This window comes from Streptococcus sp. 3109 (assembly GCF_013276905.1).
In the GTDB taxonomy this organism is placed as follows: Bacteria; Bacillota; Bacilli; order Lactobacillales; family Streptococcaceae; genus Streptococcus.
Genome location: NZ_VMLY01000001.1, coordinates 48779 through 63497 on the forward strand (window position 1 = coordinate 48779; position 14719 = coordinate 63497).

Annotated in this window: 19 protein-coding genes; all 19 read right to left on the reverse strand. The window is 42.7% G+C overall.

Annotated features, from left to right (window positions below; genetic code table 11):
- Positions 1–4 precede the first annotated feature (4 nt).
- On the reverse strand, positions 5–526 hold the full coding sequence (locus tag HT698_RS10440) for a hypothetical protein (protein ID WP_173218444.1): 522 nt from the start codon (positions 524–526) through the stop codon (positions 5–7).
- Positions 523–2328 carry a phage tail spike protein gene (locus HT698_RS00285; protein ID WP_240147140.1) on the reverse strand — a complete coding sequence of 602 codons (1806 nt, stop codon included), beginning with the start codon at positions 2326–2328 and terminating at the stop codon, positions 523–525. Before HT698_RS00285 ends, HT698_RS10440 begins: the two co-directional genes overlap by 4 nt.
- On the reverse strand, positions 2325–3023 hold the full coding sequence (locus tag HT698_RS00290) for a phage tail protein (RefSeq protein ID WP_173218442.1): 699 nt from the start codon (positions 3021–3023) through the stop codon (positions 2325–2327). Before HT698_RS00290 ends, HT698_RS00285 begins: the two co-directional genes overlap by 4 nt.
- On the reverse strand, positions 3023–5860 hold the full coding sequence (locus HT698_RS00295; RefSeq protein ID WP_173218440.1) for a PblA: 2838 nt from the start codon (positions 5858–5860) through the stop codon (positions 3023–3025). The genes HT698_RS00290 and HT698_RS00295 overlap by 1 nt, the downstream gene beginning before the upstream one ends.
- Positions 5860–6246: a DUF5361 domain-containing protein gene (locus HT698_RS00300; protein ID WP_112445657.1), complete on the reverse strand. Its 387-nt coding sequence runs from the start codon at positions 6244–6246 to the stop codon at positions 5860–5862. The genes HT698_RS00295 and HT698_RS00300 overlap by 1 nt, the downstream gene beginning before the upstream one ends.
- Before the next feature lie 11 nt (positions 6247–6257).
- On the reverse strand, positions 6258–6533 hold the full coding sequence (locus tag HT698_RS00305) for a hypothetical protein (protein WP_112445655.1): 276 nt from the start codon (positions 6531–6533) through the stop codon (positions 6258–6260).
- 5 nt (positions 6534–6538) lie between these two features.
- Positions 6539–7096, reverse strand: a complete 558-nt coding sequence (locus HT698_RS00310; protein WP_173218517.1) for a phage tail protein — start codon at positions 7094–7096, stop codon at positions 6539–6541.
- 81 nt (positions 7097–7177) lie between these two features.
- Complete coding sequence (locus HT698_RS00315) at positions 7178–7513, reverse strand: hypothetical protein (RefSeq protein ID WP_173218438.1); 336 nt, start codon at positions 7511–7513, stop codon at positions 7178–7180.
- Positions 7510–7746, reverse strand: a complete 237-nt coding sequence (locus HT698_RS00320; protein WP_112445663.1) for a hypothetical protein — start codon at positions 7744–7746, stop codon at positions 7510–7512. The genes HT698_RS00315 and HT698_RS00320 overlap by 4 nt, the downstream gene beginning before the upstream one ends.
- The gene (locus HT698_RS00325; protein WP_050216388.1) at positions 7739–8077 is read right to left on the reverse strand and encodes a hypothetical protein; all 339 of its coding nucleotides are present in this window, start codon (positions 8075–8077) and stop codon (positions 7739–7741) included. Before HT698_RS00325 ends, HT698_RS00320 begins: the two co-directional genes overlap by 8 nt.
- Positions 8022–8462 (reverse strand): phage Gp19/Gp15/Gp42 family protein, encoded by a 441-nt coding sequence (locus HT698_RS00330; protein ID WP_050216387.1) that lies wholly within the window; start codon positions 8460–8462, stop codon positions 8022–8024. Before HT698_RS00330 ends, HT698_RS00325 begins: the two co-directional genes overlap by 56 nt.
- Before the next feature lie 3 nt (positions 8463–8465).
- The gene (locus tag HT698_RS00335) at positions 8466–8678 is read right to left on the reverse strand and encodes a HeH/LEM domain-containing protein (protein WP_050216386.1); all 213 of its coding nucleotides are present in this window, start codon (positions 8676–8678) and stop codon (positions 8466–8468) included.
- Positions 8679–8683: 5 nt separating this feature from the next.
- Positions 8684–9583, reverse strand: coding sequence for a phage major capsid protein (locus tag HT698_RS00340; protein WP_173218436.1), 900 nt, complete (start codon positions 9581–9583; stop codon positions 8684–8686).
- A gap of 5 nt (positions 9584–9588) precedes the next feature.
- Positions 9589–10053 (reverse strand): DUF4355 domain-containing protein, encoded by a 465-nt coding sequence (locus HT698_RS00345; protein WP_173218434.1) that lies wholly within the window; start codon positions 10051–10053, stop codon positions 9589–9591.
- An 82-nt stretch (positions 10054–10135) separates the two neighbouring features.
- Positions 10136–11548, reverse strand: a complete 1413-nt coding sequence (locus tag HT698_RS00350) for a terminase large subunit (RefSeq protein ID WP_050216383.1) — start codon at positions 11546–11548, stop codon at positions 10136–10138.
- 50 nt (positions 11549–11598) lie between these two features.
- Positions 11599–11829, reverse strand: a complete 231-nt coding sequence (locus HT698_RS00355; RefSeq protein WP_050216382.1) for a hypothetical protein — start codon at positions 11827–11829, stop codon at positions 11599–11601.
- A gap of 49 nt (positions 11830–11878) precedes the next feature.
- On the reverse strand, positions 11879–12106 hold the full coding sequence (locus HT698_RS00360) for a hypothetical protein (protein WP_112445646.1): 228 nt from the start codon (positions 12104–12106) through the stop codon (positions 11879–11881).
- Positions 12093–13328 (reverse strand): hypothetical protein, encoded by a 1236-nt coding sequence (locus HT698_RS10220; RefSeq protein ID WP_240147141.1) that lies wholly within the window; start codon positions 13326–13328, stop codon positions 12093–12095. The genes HT698_RS00360 and HT698_RS10220 overlap by 14 nt, the downstream gene beginning before the upstream one ends.
- The gene (locus HT698_RS00370; RefSeq protein ID WP_173218432.1) at positions 13282–14586 is read right to left on the reverse strand and encodes a hypothetical protein; all 1305 of its coding nucleotides are present in this window, start codon (positions 14584–14586) and stop codon (positions 13282–13284) included. Before HT698_RS00370 ends, HT698_RS10220 begins: the two co-directional genes overlap by 47 nt.
- Positions 14587–14719 lie beyond the last annotated feature (133 nt).

Genomic DNA, 14719 nt, shown 5'->3' on the forward strand with positions numbered 1-14719 from the left:
CCTCCTATTGACTAAAAATATCGTAGATAGTGTTACTATCCTTGTTGGCAATCGCGTCATATTGAGACCTTGTACCAGACCAATATTTCATTGGTTGCCCGCCGTTCTGATTGATGATGTTTTGCCCTGGCGCTCCATCCGCACCTCTAGCTCCTGCCGGTCCTGCTGGACCCTTTGCACCAGTCAATCCTCTAGGCCCTTGAATGCCCTGCAGTCCTTGTTGCCCTCGTTCACCTTGGACACCCTGCGGACCACGCAAACTTTCTCTCTGTTGACTCGTCAAGTTCTCGAATCGCATAACTCCGTCCGCTCCTCGTGATCCTGTTTCCCCACGTTCTCCACGGTCACCTTTTGGTCCTGTTAGATATTGAAGAGCTGAAAATCGGTCACGGCCATTTCCGACCTTGACCTTTCCTGTATCGCTCTCGATACCTAACTCTCCATCAAGTAAGACCAGAGTGCTACTTGCCCAGTCACTCGCTGACATGCGTTTATGTTGTACCCTCACTGGGATTGTTTCTGTCATGTTCTTCCTCCGTCAAAAATAAAAGTTGGACTCTCGCTCCAACTTCCCTCATATCTAGCATTTTGTCCGTCCGCAACCGTCTTGTAGACTGGCGCTAGTTCAATCCGTCTTGTCTGATTGTCAATCGTCACAGACTGCTCTACGTTCTGATACCATTCTCCTGAGAAGGTCATACGATAAGTACCGTAGTAAACTGCTAAGACCTGCTCTTCTTTCTGGGTCAGGTCTTTATCAATCGCTGGCATGACCGTATTAGCAGGCGCTAAATGAACGTGGCCACCATAGAACAGTGTCTTATTGACTACCACAGTCACATCCGTCTTACCGTAAGGTGTGCAGGTTGCTGACCAGCTTATGACGTACTGCTTACCAAGTTCAAAACCCTCTCCGTTGTGTCCTACTTCCACGAAATCCGTTCCATAGCTGATTTTCTTGGCCGTGCCACCATTTAAGCGATTCTTGTTGTACCGGGTATTTCCGTCACCACCTATCAGGCTTGCGTTGACTCTTGCTGTTTCACTAACCTGCTCCAGCTTCTTGCTCAGTTCAGCGATTGAGTCCGCACCACTCATCAGTTCCTCACGAATCCGCTTCACGAACTCAGGACGCTCTTTTTCCATTTCCTCATGGATTTTAGCGCCCATTTCTTCGGCCTTAGCCTTGTACTGCTCGATGGCATCCGTGATAGCTTTCTCACGCTTGGCAAATTCAGCATCAAAAGCACGATCAGCGTTGGCAATTTCCTTTTTCAAACGTTCCTCAAAAATCTGATGCAGATTTCGGCTTTCATTCAAAACGGCATCATTTACAATCCCACCGATCGCATTCGCAAGACTCGACTGGAAGGTTCCGAATCCAATTGTCTTCAAGCGTTTTGCCATTGGCGAATAGGTATATTTGGTGATTTTCTTACGAACATCAAGACCATACCACTCATGGTAGATACTGACCACATCGAACATCTGCACCGCAACATCGCTCTGACCGACAACCGAAATTTCAAGACTATCTTCCAACATATCGCACATACTTGTCCGAAAATACTGTTTACCATATTCAATCAAGCTAGCTTGGTCTTTGACATTCTGGTCATTGACCTCAACAACTGCTTCATAGATTTGGCTATATTTCCCGAGTAAGGGGCTATCAATCACCACCATATAATCAACGTCAGGCGCCTTTTCTCCCTCGCCTTTAACAGTCGTTTTAAAGGTTATCCGAGTTTTCAGCGATTTGGTAGAGGTCTTATGCTGGTAGCTAGACAGGTTTTTCTTGTACATAAAAAGCGATTCATTTTCTGAACCGCCATTCTTCAACAAACGTAAGTTGTAGCCATTTCGCACCATATCTCCGCCCCACTGACCAAGGATAGAGTGCTTGTCTTTCGCCAAGACCTCCATCGCATTCTTGTCCTTGATGTTGAGCGTATGCCTATCGTCAATATCTGAGAAGAAAGAAAAAGGATTGGCTCTGGTAATACTACCAGCCAATGCGCTCAATACCCTCGTCCCACTGACACGGTCAACCTCGATAGAGCTGACGATATAATTATTCAACAGACTGATAACCTGATTAGCGTAGACTTGGATATATCCTTGTTGTTTTTCAACCTCAAAAATATAAAAATCCTGCTCACCATGCAGATCGTCTGCAGTCAGAAAAGTTTCCTCTTTCAGCAATTCCCACTTGGGATCCGATGTAGGAAAACGAAAGGTCAGTTGATAGGTATTGTTCCGCTCCTGGACAATTTCGTCATTGTAGGCCTCGTTTAAAGGCGTATTGCCTTCAGTAAGATAAATCATAAGATATACCTCCAATTCGGCCGAACCGTGACCTTACGAACCGAACCAGTAAAGACCAGACCGTTATTCCCGACTGCTAACTCAAAGAAGCCTCCACGCTTACGTAGCGTATTTTGAACCGCACCATCTGCGTTGTAGATATTCTGTTTCTTATGTCTACAATCAATAGTCACTTTTCGTCTAATGGTCAAGTGCATGGTTGTCCGTCCGATAGTCAAAGAAATATCACCGTCCCCTTCAATCTCAATCACAGGCTCACTATAGACAGAGCCTGGATTGTTGACATTACCGCTTGCGGTAAAGATAAGAGGAGCAACATTTTTCTGATAACGGAATGGTTGCATACTCAGCTTGATTTCTAATTTCCAGCCGTGCATACCTTGGGGCTTGTATTTTGCACTGACGAAATCAGCATAAAAAATAGAGCCTAGTTGGTAGCTAAACTCTAGCGTATTATCATTTGGTTGGAATCTCTCAACAATTTTAGACGGGTCTACCGTCCTTGGAAGGTAAAATGCAAATGTTCGTTCATAACTCTCATAAGCACCGTCCAAGACACGGTAATTCCCGTTAACCCCAAATAGGGTAGCTGTTTCTGAAACTTTAGGTTTAGCAGCCTCCACCTCGCCAAAATCTGTCACCACGCAGTTAGGAATGGTTGAAGTATTGAAACCATTGATAATCATGTATTCCATTAAATTCCCTCCCTAGCATAAATCGCACCTTGGCGTTGGTAGACGCTCATTGAAATTTTATCAGCGTCCAGGTAAGTATCTGATGGCTTTTCAAGGATAGCAGTAAGGATCTTCTCCATACTTGCTCTCAGAATCGCTATCTCAGACACGGTTTGACTATCTTTTGCCTCGATTTGAGCACTTGGCATAGCCAAGCTTGCTTCAAGATTCCTGGCAATAGTCGGTGTTCCACTCAAACCAAAATCATCATTTGAAAATGCGTTTGAGATTTCGCCAGCCATTCCAACGACCGATTTCTTAACATCTTTGAAACGGTCTTGCAACCCTCTATCCAAACCTTGCATAATCGCATTACCAGCAGGAATCAAGAGCTTGCGGTCATACTCAATCGGACCTTTGTGGTCACGAATCCAGCTAGCAATACCACCAACGAAGTCAGTAACCGCACTCCAAGCAGATTTCAAACCATTTAAAAAGCCATCAAGGATAGCTTTACCTGCCTCCCAAAGGTCAATGTTTTTGATTCCATCGAATATGCTTGTAACCTTATCAACAAGATCACGAACACCTTGTTTCATGCTTTCCCAAGCATTTTTAGCTCCTTGGACAAGTCCATCAATCAGCCCTAAGACAGTTGATTTCAACCCTTCCCAAGCACTGCTTGCGACAGATTTGATAGTGTTCCAGATGTTAGATAATATCTGAGCAAAACCATCAAAGATAGCCTTACCTGCAGCGGACAACCCTTTCCAAATTGTACTAAGAGTGGTAGAAAAGTTTTCAAAAATAGCAGTAGCATAACCTACGATAACATCCACGACTCCAGAGAAGTATGTTTTAATCCCTTCCCAAATCATAGAGATACTATTTTTAATCCCTTCCCAGATTAGAGAAAGATCTGCACTTAGTTGGTCAAAATTCCCTGTCACAAGGTCAATGATGATTAAAATAGCACCTAAGAAAATCGATTTGATGAATTCCCAAGCACCTTGGAAAATCATCTTAACCCCTTCCCAAATTTGGGTAAGACCATCTGAAATATTGTTCCAAATATTCATGAATCCATCAATGAACGGTTGAACAATAGCCATCACTGCTGTTGTGATAGCTGTCCATGCCACAGATGCAGCTTCTTGAATACTTACCCACAAGTCAGAAAAGAATGTTACAACGGCATTCCAGGCTGTAACAACTCCATCCCACAATGTACTAGCACCTTCAGAGATTCCAGACCAAAGGTTTACAAAGAAATCAGCAATCCCCTGCCAAGCCTGTTTGATCCAAGCTACAAAAGATGACCAAATTTGTCTACCTGTTTCGGTTTGAGTGAAGAACCAAGCCAAGGCGGCAACTGCAGCTGCAATCCAACCAATCAAAGGTATGGATGATATTGCTGCCGTTATACTTGTAGCAAACGTTGTTATTGCCGTCTTTGCAATTCCAAGCACTCCACTAATTCCACCCAAACCTTGTAAAAAGTTTGCGAATTTCACTACTGGTAAACCAATACCAAGTGCAACTACAGCTGTCTTGAGTAGGTCAGCCGCCAATTTATTTTCTTTGAAAAAGCTAGTAATTTCTTTTAGGATAGATGAACCAGTTCTCAATGCTGAACTCAAAATTTCAAAAGCAGTTCCAAGAAGATTAACTCCCTGCTCACCACCCTGAATTCCTAAGAGATCGCCTACAAAGTCAGCTACGATACTACCAACATTACCGATAGCAGAACCGATATTCTCAAAGGTTACACGGATATTGTCAGCAATATTGATAATTTGGTTCGCTGCATCCTCGCTAAATCCAAGTGCATCTAATATCTCGAAGTTCCCCTCTTTATCCATAGACCCAAAGATCATGTCAAAAAAGGTCTGGAAAATCCCTGTCACACGTCCGATTTGGTCATAGACTGCACTGCCAAAAGCGTCCCCAAAAAGCTGAGAAGCTAGTGAACTGATCCCTTCAGTTAAGACTACTCCTAACCCAGAGAAGATATTGCCTATCATTGGTAAGAAGTTACCAAAAAGGAAAGTTTTAGTAGTTTCTAATAGCGATTGCAAAGCTGGCGTTACATTTTCGCCAATCGCAATTTTACCAAGTACATTCTGAGCAGCTGCTTTCATAGACTCAAATGAACCTGTAAATGTAGTTGCTGCCTCTCTCGCTGTTGTACCAGTGATGTCCAAATTCTCTTGGATGGCGTGAATGGCGCTATAAACATCTGACAAGTTATTTATGTCATACTTAACACCTGTCAATTTTTCTGCGTCAGCTAAAAGCCGTTGCATTTCTTGTTTTGTACCACCATAACCCAATTTCAAGTTATCAAGCATGGTATAGTTTTGCTTGGCAAAACCTTGATAAGCTAGCTGAATGCTTTCCATAGATGTCCCCATCTTGTTCGCATTATCCGACATATCAATCATGGCCATGTTTGCCGTTTCTGCTGCTTTATCTGTATCTCCGCCAAGAGATTGCAACAGACTGGCTGAGAAGCCTGTTACATTTTCCATATAGGCATTGGCTGACAGACCTGTTGTCTTGTAGGCCTCATTCGCAAAGCCTTTGACCTTATCAGCCGAATCTTTAAATAAGGTTTCGACACCACCAAGCGATTGTTGAAGTGCTGCCCCTTCGTTTATCGATGCTCCGATTGCTTTACCAATTCCAGCAGCAGCAATAATTCCTGAAACAGCGCCCATCATTTTAGATCCGAGGGATTCGCCTGCGCTAACGCCAGCTGAGGCAACTTCACCACCCAATTCTTTTTGAATCATTCCACTAATACCTTTAGCAGATGGAATGATTTGTACATAGGCTTTTCCTAATTCGGTCGCCACTAATCCTCACCTCCTGTTTTTGCAAGCAAAGCCTTGCGATAGTTTTCAAAGTCCTCACCAGATTCAAAGACGAGATAATCCCTTTCGTCACTCTCTTCTTTGTTATTTTTTGTTAGCATTTCAGCAATTGACGTTGGGCGATTAACACCCTTCTGCCCATCCTTTGTCTGCAACCACAAAGAAACAGACAGTCTGTCTACAATACTTGCAAGTAACGTCGTTTCCAGAGGGACGATTTGGTCAGACATCATCTGCTTTATCCGCGAATCATCACGCAACCCATACGCAAAAACAGCCACCTCATTTAAAGGTAGCTGTTTATAGTCGTATATCTGGTAAGTTTCCGCTAAATCACAGACAAGAGCATCCTCGTCTAAGGCAATCATCTGAGCAAGGACTAAGATTTTTTTAGGTCTTTGTTGGACTCAAAAATACTCTTGATATCTGCGAACAGTACTTCAGTATCAATGAAGTCGTCTCCATCATCTAAATGAGACAAGAATGCTTTCGCTTGTTCTTTACCAAAAAGAAGATTCAGCAATTTTTCAGCAGCTTCAAAATCCCCCTTCTCCATTTTGGACGCTTCGCGCATGAGATAAAAGTTTCTCAATCGTTTTTTAGGGATTTTGTACTCAAACCCTGACTCTGTTGTTCCTTTTAAGATTTCTTCCATTTACTTTACGCTCCTTGAATGTATTCGTAGTGAGTATTTTCGTCTGTGTCTGGCAATGCAGTAATCGTCAATTCATAGCCGATAGGTTCGCCGTCTTTATAGCTAATTTCGCCAATTTCGCTAACCTTACCACGAGGGATGACAACGCGTTTCACATAGCCGTTTTTCAACAATGTATCAATAACCAAGCTATGTTCTGGCAATTCTTTACCATTGGCTTTTACAGTGATACCTGTTTCAAGGGTTCCTGAAACGTTATCTGGTCCATAGACTTCTTTCAAGACTTCAATGTTCAGACCTTCAATCAATTTGTATTTGAAAGTATCTTTCTTTTCAGTTTGTGAAGACAAGACTGTTTGTCCGCCCCACGCCTTGACTTCTTCTGACTCTGGTGAGTTCTCATTGGTCAATCCATCTTCTGAAATGTATCCTAGCGTTTTAAATGCAGCATCCAATACTGTTTTGGCATTTAGTGGTAGGTTTGTTCCAGCTGGTGCAGTAGATACTGCTCCTCCAATTTTAGGCTTAGCAGCCGTTACATTTGATGCTGATGCAGTCGTCATATTCTTTCCTCCTGTTGATTCTGCATTTGGTGTTCTTACTTCTGGTACTTCTAATTCTGGCGCCAAAACTACACCTCCTTTTTAAAAATAATTAATGTCATATACCGCTTGATAGCGATATTGCTTCGTTTCTGTGTCTGTAAAGTTGTAGTCACTATTGTGATGCACACCGCTGACTTCGTTGACCGTGATGAGATCCTCAACTACTTTCTTGACTTTCTCATTCAGCTCAGCAGCCTTTTCGAGTGATGGTGCATAACTTTGAAAAGCAAATGTGGCGGAATGAACGTAGTCGCTTCCACCACTTCCTGTCTTTTCTAAAATGACATAACTCTCAGGCATATTCGGTTTATGTTCAAAAAAAGACGGAACCTCTAACTGTCCGTCCAAAAATTTCTTTATAACTAATTCGATCATCTCATAGCCTTCAGTAAAATATTGTGTTTTTTATTTCTAGCCATGCTCTTGATGTCAGTTGTACTAATCTTCGCATTGGCACGCTTCTGACCTAGCGATACGGTCAATTCAAACCCCTCGCCAGCTCTTTCAGCAATCCCTTGCCCTTTCTCCCTCAAAATGCCCTGCATTTCGGAAGAACGTAGCAAGGCAGACACGCCAGCCGAGTTCAATTGAAATTTCATATCACTCATAAACTTCAACCATGACCTTTCTATTCCACGATAATGGAATCATTGATTCAATCCCCTCTTGAGGGATGCCAATCGTCCGCCATTTACGACCAAAAAACTTGACCTCACGGTTTTCCCACTTGTTAGTATCCCCTTTAGGAATACCAAGTGTATATTCCGCCTTCTTCCCAGTCAAGTTCATTTGATTGATGACGTCCTCTGATGAAGTTGGGGCAACCAATACATTTTGAACCTCAATCTCAACATCACGATGGATTGGATGACCGAAATCGTCATTACCAATTTCCACCTTGTCTATTAAAATGACAGGGATTCCTTTTAGGTATGTCATAAATCTCAATCGCTCCATATCGTTGTTTTTTCTTCAAACCAAGCCTTTTAAGTTCGGTATCTTTGATAAAGAGACCACCCCCAGGCACAAGGTAAGAGCCACTAAACGAATAACCCAAGGCACTTTCAGCAACCTGAGTCATCGGTTCATGGTCTGTTGAGGTCATGAGGGTTCGTGCCACGATATCAACCGTGACAGACTTGGCAACACTAGCGAATGACACGCTCTCAGCCACCATATCGTCAAGGTCTTTACCGACTTTTTCAGCTTCCACTCGCAAAGAATTAGATACAACTTCCAACAAAGCCTCAGCCCTTGCACGCTCATCAAATTTCAACGAGCGCCACAACAATTCCAAGTCTTCAATCTTTGCAAAATTTCCCATAGCTTAACCCTTGTTTTCCTCGTACAAGGCTACCAAATCGGATTTTTTTGAACCCTTATCGTAATCAATGCCTAATTCATCCAAACTAGACTTTAATTCCGCTACGGTCAAATCCGCTCCGCTTGGTGCCGTATCTTCCACAGGCACCCAATCTCCGCCAAGAACACTCTCAGCGGAGATAATCACGCCCGTTTTCGTATCACGGTATAAAGCCATAAAACTTACGCTTTCACACGAGCGAAGGCATCTTCATCAAGGATACCCCAACCGATAAAGGCTTCCGCACGCAAACAGATTTCATTGTAGGCTTTAAGGTCCCGACCTGCGCCATCTGGATCACCGTATTCAATGATTTCCATTGGGATATTTTCAGCATAACCCCACTTGAAACGGTTTTGGAAATCCCCTACAATGACGTGGTCTGTTTCAGCACTTCCACCAATGACAGTAAGGTTCTTGTTGATGTCTGATTTCATGCCGTAGAATGAATCAGGATTTTGACCAAAGCGGAACTCAGGATAAACAGGGCGTTTATCAGCGTCTTTTAATTTACCTAATGCATGACCTGCTGTTGGTGACAAGGCAATACCTGTTACCTCGCAACCACGAGCAATAACTTGCTGTACGACGTCTTCGATGTTTTCATCAATTTTTGTTTCATCGTACGTTGCAGTGCTACCAGTAATCAATCCGTCAAATGAGTTGGTTGCACGGAAAGAGGCATCTGTCATTGTTTTTGGTTCCAAACCATGAAGAGCAGCAAGGTCAAAAGCTTCCGCAATCTTCTTAGCAAAACCATCCATGTAAGCTGACAAGAAATTCATTTGTTTTTCTTCAGAGGCATACTTGAACTCATCTGTAATACGGGCTTGATAAACAAATTTAAGCGGTTTGATAACTTTTGAAGTCAATTTCGCTTTATTTCCAAGTTTTTGCTCACCCTCACCAACGATTTGCGCATTACCTTCAAGGTTAAAGATAAATTGCTCCACACCATTGAATGGAATTGGGGTTTGCGCTGACAATTTAGCCAGTACAGATTTCCCCTGCACCTTGCTAATCAATTCTGTTACTAGTTCTGGTTTAAAAAGTGTTCCAGCTTTCATTGCATTATCTGCCATAATTTCTATTCTCCTTTTGGTTGTAATTCACGAAGCATCTGCTTCATTTGCACAGTTTTGTCATCACCGATAGGGGGCTCAGTATCTCTTAGCGGTGCTTGAGGTGTTGCTGGACGCATAAAGCCAGCTAGACGCTCAGCGTCAGCCCTTAATGCCTCTTCGTCAGCACCTTGAAGACGGTCAGCCAAGTCATAAGGCAAGCCATTTTGTAAAGCGATACGAGTTCGCAAGCTAGCAGTTGCATAATTGCTCACTTGCCCCTGCAATTCAGTAATTTGAGCGTCTAATCCCGCTCTGGTTTGCTTGTCATCTTCAACAGTAGACTTCAAAGCACTGTTTTCAGACTCTAGTTCTGAAACACGTTTCTTGAGATCATCATAATCAGCGAATTTTTCACGCTCACGTCTGATACGTTCCTTCACGATGTTATCTAGCTCTTCCTGTGTTTCAATCGTTTTAAATTCAGACATCTTCATGTCTCCTTTCTCCTGCTTTCCCGGCAGTTCGGTAATTTTTTAGGCATCAAAAAAAGCAGTCTTTCAACCGCTCCTCTTAATAACTGATTTTTTGCTTTTTCTTAGGCTTAGTTGTCACACAAGCCCAATGCGCAAGCAAGGCGCTATCCATCAAAGAAATATCCATATCCGCAAAATGCGAGCGATAGCCAAACCCACCGTTTGAACCGATGTTCCGCTTCTCACAGTTGGTTGTGATTTTCTTCAAAGACGGTTGACCAGCATGGCACAAGGTCTTTTGATAAATCCCTTGTTCCCACATAGAGTTAGCCACGATGATTTCCTTGACCGTAGGCAATATCACGCTCTTCATGCGTTCCTTTTTCAACTCTTCATCAAGGATTTTCTGACCGCTTGCCCCATCGACTACGATAGTAGCCACATCGGCACGCTTCACAAAATCCAAAATCCAGTCATTCCCATTACGGACTGACTGACAGTCAATCGTCTCAACAAAAATCCGCTCATCTACCGTACGAACAGCAATACTTAATGCCACGTTTGCGCCATCTTGACCATATTTGACTCCGACAAACAACTTACCTGATAAATCAGGCATAGAGTCAACACACAACTCATTCCATTCCGTTTCCGAAATAGCAGATTTCTGGTTGTATTCAGGCCAATAACCCAAACGCTGAACATTATGGTCTAACTTATCATCACCAAGCTCGGCTTCTATCTTCCGCTCATTCAAATGGTAGCCCATTGAGGGATTGGAGTTATACCAGGCATCGACATCATCGATTTCTTTTTCCTCAGAAACCGACCATTCTGCCCAACCTGAGTATTTTCCTTTCCCAAACAGGCAAGTCTTACGGTAATTTGTGAATACCGTCCCATTTGAAACAGGTGTAGGTGGTGTCCCACACATGATTGTGATTGGATTGCTACTATCCGTTACCGTATATTTCAAGGCCGATTCCTGCTCAGTCGTATATTCCTGAGCCTCATCGATTACAAGAAGGTCAAAACCTTCCCCCAAACCACCATTGGATGTTCTGGTACGAAATTGTACAATCCCACCGCCGTCAAACAGTTCAATCCGCTCTTGTCCTTTGGCTCGTATAGAGCTAAAGTGCTCACCGTCCACATATCCCATTTTTTCAAGGTAACGTTTAACCTTTTCAAAAGAGGAATGAGAGGTGGATATTCTATGAGCCGTGTGTAGGATGTTTAGTCCATTATGCAGGCCCCAAAGTTCAAAAAGGTACAAGAGTTCAGACTTCCCATTACGACGAGGAATAGAGTAGCCAAATTTTTGATGCACCCACAAACCATTCTTGTCAACCGCCATGATAGAGGTCAACAAATTGACTTGCCAAGCGTAGCAAGAAAGACCTGTCCGCTCGTAGATTTCTACCGCTTCTTTCGCCTTAGAATTTTTCTTGACGTACTTTAAAATTACCGATTGAGTAGGATTCTGATTGCCAAGTTTCTTTCTAGCCATCCACTGCTCCTTTCAATCGTACCGCATGATAACCCTATCGCTGGGATGATTTAATTGATTACGTTTAAAATATAGTTTTTAGCAACATCTAGCATTCCCAATGCCTGCAAACTACTATCCCAGCTATAGCCAAGATTTATCTCACCATCTTTATCCAAAGAAACTACCAACACCGAAGTGTAGTCATGACTAGCCTCAAGATTTTCCTCCAAAATTTCTTTCACGGAAGCACCGCGCTCCAGACTAGACTTTTTCTCTGAAAAATCAATCGTGTTTCCCATTGTTACTCCTTTCTAAGCATAAGAAAAGCACTTAGATTTCTCTAGGTGCTTAATACCAAGCAACTTGCCCTGATTCTTTCAAACTGCCGTCTTCATTTTTTAGATTTATGATGCATTTTGACACATAATCAAAACCATATTTCGGGGGATCATTTCGCTTTATCTCACGGGTAGAAGGGTTAAATTCAAAAATCTCCCTTCTACTCACATCACCCTCAGGAAAGACCTCGTAATGGTAAAAACCGTTCACAACTTCAATCAAATTAAATTTTAACATTATTCTTCCTTTCCAAATATCGAGTCAAAGCATTACCATAATTATATGTTTCATCTGTTTTAGCATGAGCAGTATCATAATCCATATTCCCTCTGACATACATATAATCATGCTCTAATCGCTCGTGTTTCAATAATATCAAATCATGTGATTGGATATCCTTACCAGTAATCAGACGCTCCCACGACTCTGCCATATTGACTTCTGGATGAAATAAGCTTTCCCCGTCTTTTAAAAGATGGATATCATTAAAAACATGATTAAAAGCAATATCAACATCTTCCTTGGTAAAGTCTTTCATTTCCTTAAACTTTCCAATGTTCGAGTAAATTTTTCGCTTCTCTAATTCTTGATTACTATTTTTTATTTTGTCATACGTAAGATAAGCGTGCTTTTCTGCTTTAATAAAATCTTTTGGCAAAATATCATCATTCGATTCATCACGAAAATAATTTCTTGCACCAGATTGAACAGGTAAGCCTACACCTTTTAATACTTCTATTTTAGCACTTTTTTGAGATTCTGCCCAACGTTTAGTATAAACATTCTGTTTCTTCCCATTACCAGGATGATAGTCAACAGTACACCGACAATTGCCATGCCGTCTATATATATCCTTGGGAACTTCTGGATAATTGTATGAACCCTCTAAACTCTTGCACCATTTGCACGGATGACCGACAACTCTTCGAACGATTTTCGGACTCAACCCCACTTTGTGATGGAACTCCGCATTTTTTCGAATGCTATCATCCACAATGCTCTGACTAAAATTTACAATCGGATCATCAAGCAACCATTTTACATCATCGAAATTTTCCTCACTTGCTAAACGATTGACCAGACCATCAATTCTGTCTTGATTCAGTTCAGGAACCTGAGCAGCTAACCCAATTTTAGCCTCAGAGTTCAAATTCTTCTGAACTTGTTCAGTATAATCACTCACAAGCTCGTAATTCCGCCCCAGAACGTCCGTCAGCACACGTTGAGCGATATTGTAATACATTTTACCGTCTGGTAGCGTTTCATTCGTCAGAGAGGCTCCCAGAGTCTTAGAAAGTATCTCCCCAATTTCAATAGCATATTGATTAGCGTCCAAATAACTTGCCTTGCTATGGTGTAGTTTAGACAGCAAGTCTTTCAAGACCTCGCTGTCCAGCCTAGCACCTTCAAACTCAGACTTGATTTTCTTGAGCAGGCTCGGAACGATATCCTCCACCATCTGCAACCTCCTTCACTACTGGAGCAGGCTTGTCTGACCCCTTAATTCCAGTCAAATCACGGATGGTTTCAGCATCCATATAGCCAGGCACCGCTTGATTCAGTTTGATAACACCATCACCAATTAAGGTCAACATGTTAGCGTCTGCCTCAAACAAAGGCTCCCACTTCACGACCGTTTTATTGAATTGTTTCCTCAGATATGGAAACTCATCACGTAAACAAGTAGCCACATAGGCCACATTCAGTAGACCAGAACCCAGAGATCGTTGGGCCTTACGACCAGCTAACCGCAAGTTCTCATGACTAGCCTTGATAGCTTCAACAGATGACGGATTGTCAGACACAAAGCCGAGGTCATCCAAGGTCAAGCCCATCTCCCCAGCAAAGCCAGCAGCCGCAGTCCGTAACTGCTCAGTAAAGGGAGACATGCTGGATGTTGTGAATTGACCCACGTTCGGTTTGTCCCCTTCATCATCTTTCGTAAAGGTCAGCAAGCTGGACACAGTCGCTTTCCAAGTATCAATCGCCTCAGCATCTTGACTCAATCCCAACACATACTTCTGAGGGAATGAATAGAACTCAGCAGTCACATCTGACCGCTCAAGCGTTCGTTTAGCATATCTCTGATAGTACATCCCTGCCCGAGTAATTCGTGACCGACCAAACGGACGAACCGCATCAGGTCTATGAATGACTGGCACCAGCAAAGGAACCCCAGTTGGATTTCCTATTGCAAACGGCTTACCATCTTTCGGATAGAACCAAGTCACATCACTAGTAAAGTAAGCCTCAAGCACGGCATAACCATTATCATCCCGTTTCAAAACTGCATATCCCTCAGTCAGCAAGCCAGTGATAGGATCCAAAACACCAGTTGCATTACTCGCCTCGATAACCTGCAACCTAGAAGCGTCATCATCGTCCCCTTGCGAGATGTAGACAAAACAACACGACCCAATCAAAGCTGAAAGGATCGCGCTATCAAAGAATACATCAGGATTGTTCTGTGCAAAGATTTCATTAGCCCCAAAATCATCATTAGCAAACTCACGAAAGACCAAACGTTCTGCAAGACTGTCAACACCCTTAGCAGCCCAACCTAAGACCGCTCGATATTGTTGCCTGATTTGAGGTGGTATCGTAATACCAACATCTATCTCATTATGCTGCATAGCATACTGATTGTATCTAGTATCTACACCCATTTTGTAATTGGCTAGCTTCTTCCTGAGATAGCCCATACCTTTCAATGTCATTTTATACAACTACCTTTCATTTCCCGCGAGAAAAAATGTACAGTGACGGTGTGAAGCCCTGAAGCACCGAGGGGGAGGGGGTCATCCCCCCCCCACCTTGGCAGGAACACTCGTCCTTTTTTCATTTTCTATC

Coding starts and splice junctions, on each gene's coding strand:
- HT698_RS00335 (WP_050216386.1), bottom strand. CDS start 8,678: ATGGCTTTATACCGTGATACGAAAACGGGCGTGATTATCTCCGCTGAG.
- HT698_RS00310 (WP_173218517.1), bottom strand. CDS start 7,096: ATGACGACTGCATCAGCATCAAATGTAACGGCTGCTAAGCCTAAAATT.
- HT698_RS00355 (WP_050216382.1), bottom strand. CDS start 11,829: ATGGGAAACACGATTGATTTTTCAGAGAAAAAGTCTAGTCTGGAGCGC.
- HT698_RS00305 (WP_112445655.1), bottom strand. CDS start 6,533: ATGGAAGAAATCTTAAAAGGAACAACAGAGTCAGGGTTTGAGTACAAA.
- HT698_RS00360 (WP_112445646.1), bottom strand. CDS start 12,106: ATGTTAAAATTTAATTTGATTGAAGTTGTGAACGGTTTTTACCATTAC.
- HT698_RS00320 (WP_112445663.1), bottom strand. CDS start 7,746: ATGAGTGATATGAAATTTCAATTGAACTCGGCTGGCGTGTCTGCCTTG.
- HT698_RS00315 (WP_173218438.1), bottom strand. CDS start 7,513: ATGATCGAATTAGTTATAAAGAAATTTTTGGACGGACAGTTAGAGGTT.
- HT698_RS00300 (WP_112445657.1), bottom strand. CDS start 6,246: ATGATTGCCTTAGACGAGGATGCTCTTGTCTGTGATTTAGCGGAAACT.
- HT698_RS10440 (WP_173218444.1), bottom strand. CDS start 526: ATGACAGAAACAATCCCAGTGAGGGTACAACATAAACGCATGTCAGCG.
- HT698_RS10220 (WP_240147141.1), bottom strand. CDS start 13,328: ATGGTGGAGGATATCGTTCCGAGCCTGCTCAAGAAAATCAAGTCTGAG.
- HT698_RS00350 (WP_050216383.1), bottom strand. CDS start 11,548: ATGGCTAGAAAGAAACTTGGCAATCAGAATCCTACTCAATCGGTAATT.
- HT698_RS00290 (WP_173218442.1), bottom strand. CDS start 3,023: ATGGAATACATGATTATCAATGGTTTCAATACTTCAACCATTCCTAAC.
- HT698_RS00330 (WP_050216387.1), bottom strand. CDS start 8,462: ATGGGAAATTTTGCAAAGATTGAAGACTTGGAATTGTTGTGGCGCTCG.
- HT698_RS00345 (WP_173218434.1), bottom strand. CDS start 10,053: ATGTCTGAATTTAAAACGATTGAAACACAGGAAGAGCTAGATAACATC.
- HT698_RS00325 (WP_050216388.1), bottom strand. CDS start 8,077: ATGACATACCTAAAAGGAATCCCTGTCATTTTAATAGACAAGGTGGAA.
- HT698_RS00370 (WP_173218432.1), bottom strand. CDS start 14,586: ATGACATTGAAAGGTATGGGCTATCTCAGGAAGAAGCTAGCCAATTAC.
- HT698_RS00340 (WP_173218436.1), bottom strand. CDS start 9,583: ATGGCAGATAATGCAATGAAAGCTGGAACACTTTTTAAACCAGAACTA.
- HT698_RS00285 (WP_240147140.1), bottom strand. CDS start 2,328: ATGATTTATCTTACTGAAGGCAATACGCCTTTAAACGAGGCCTACAAT.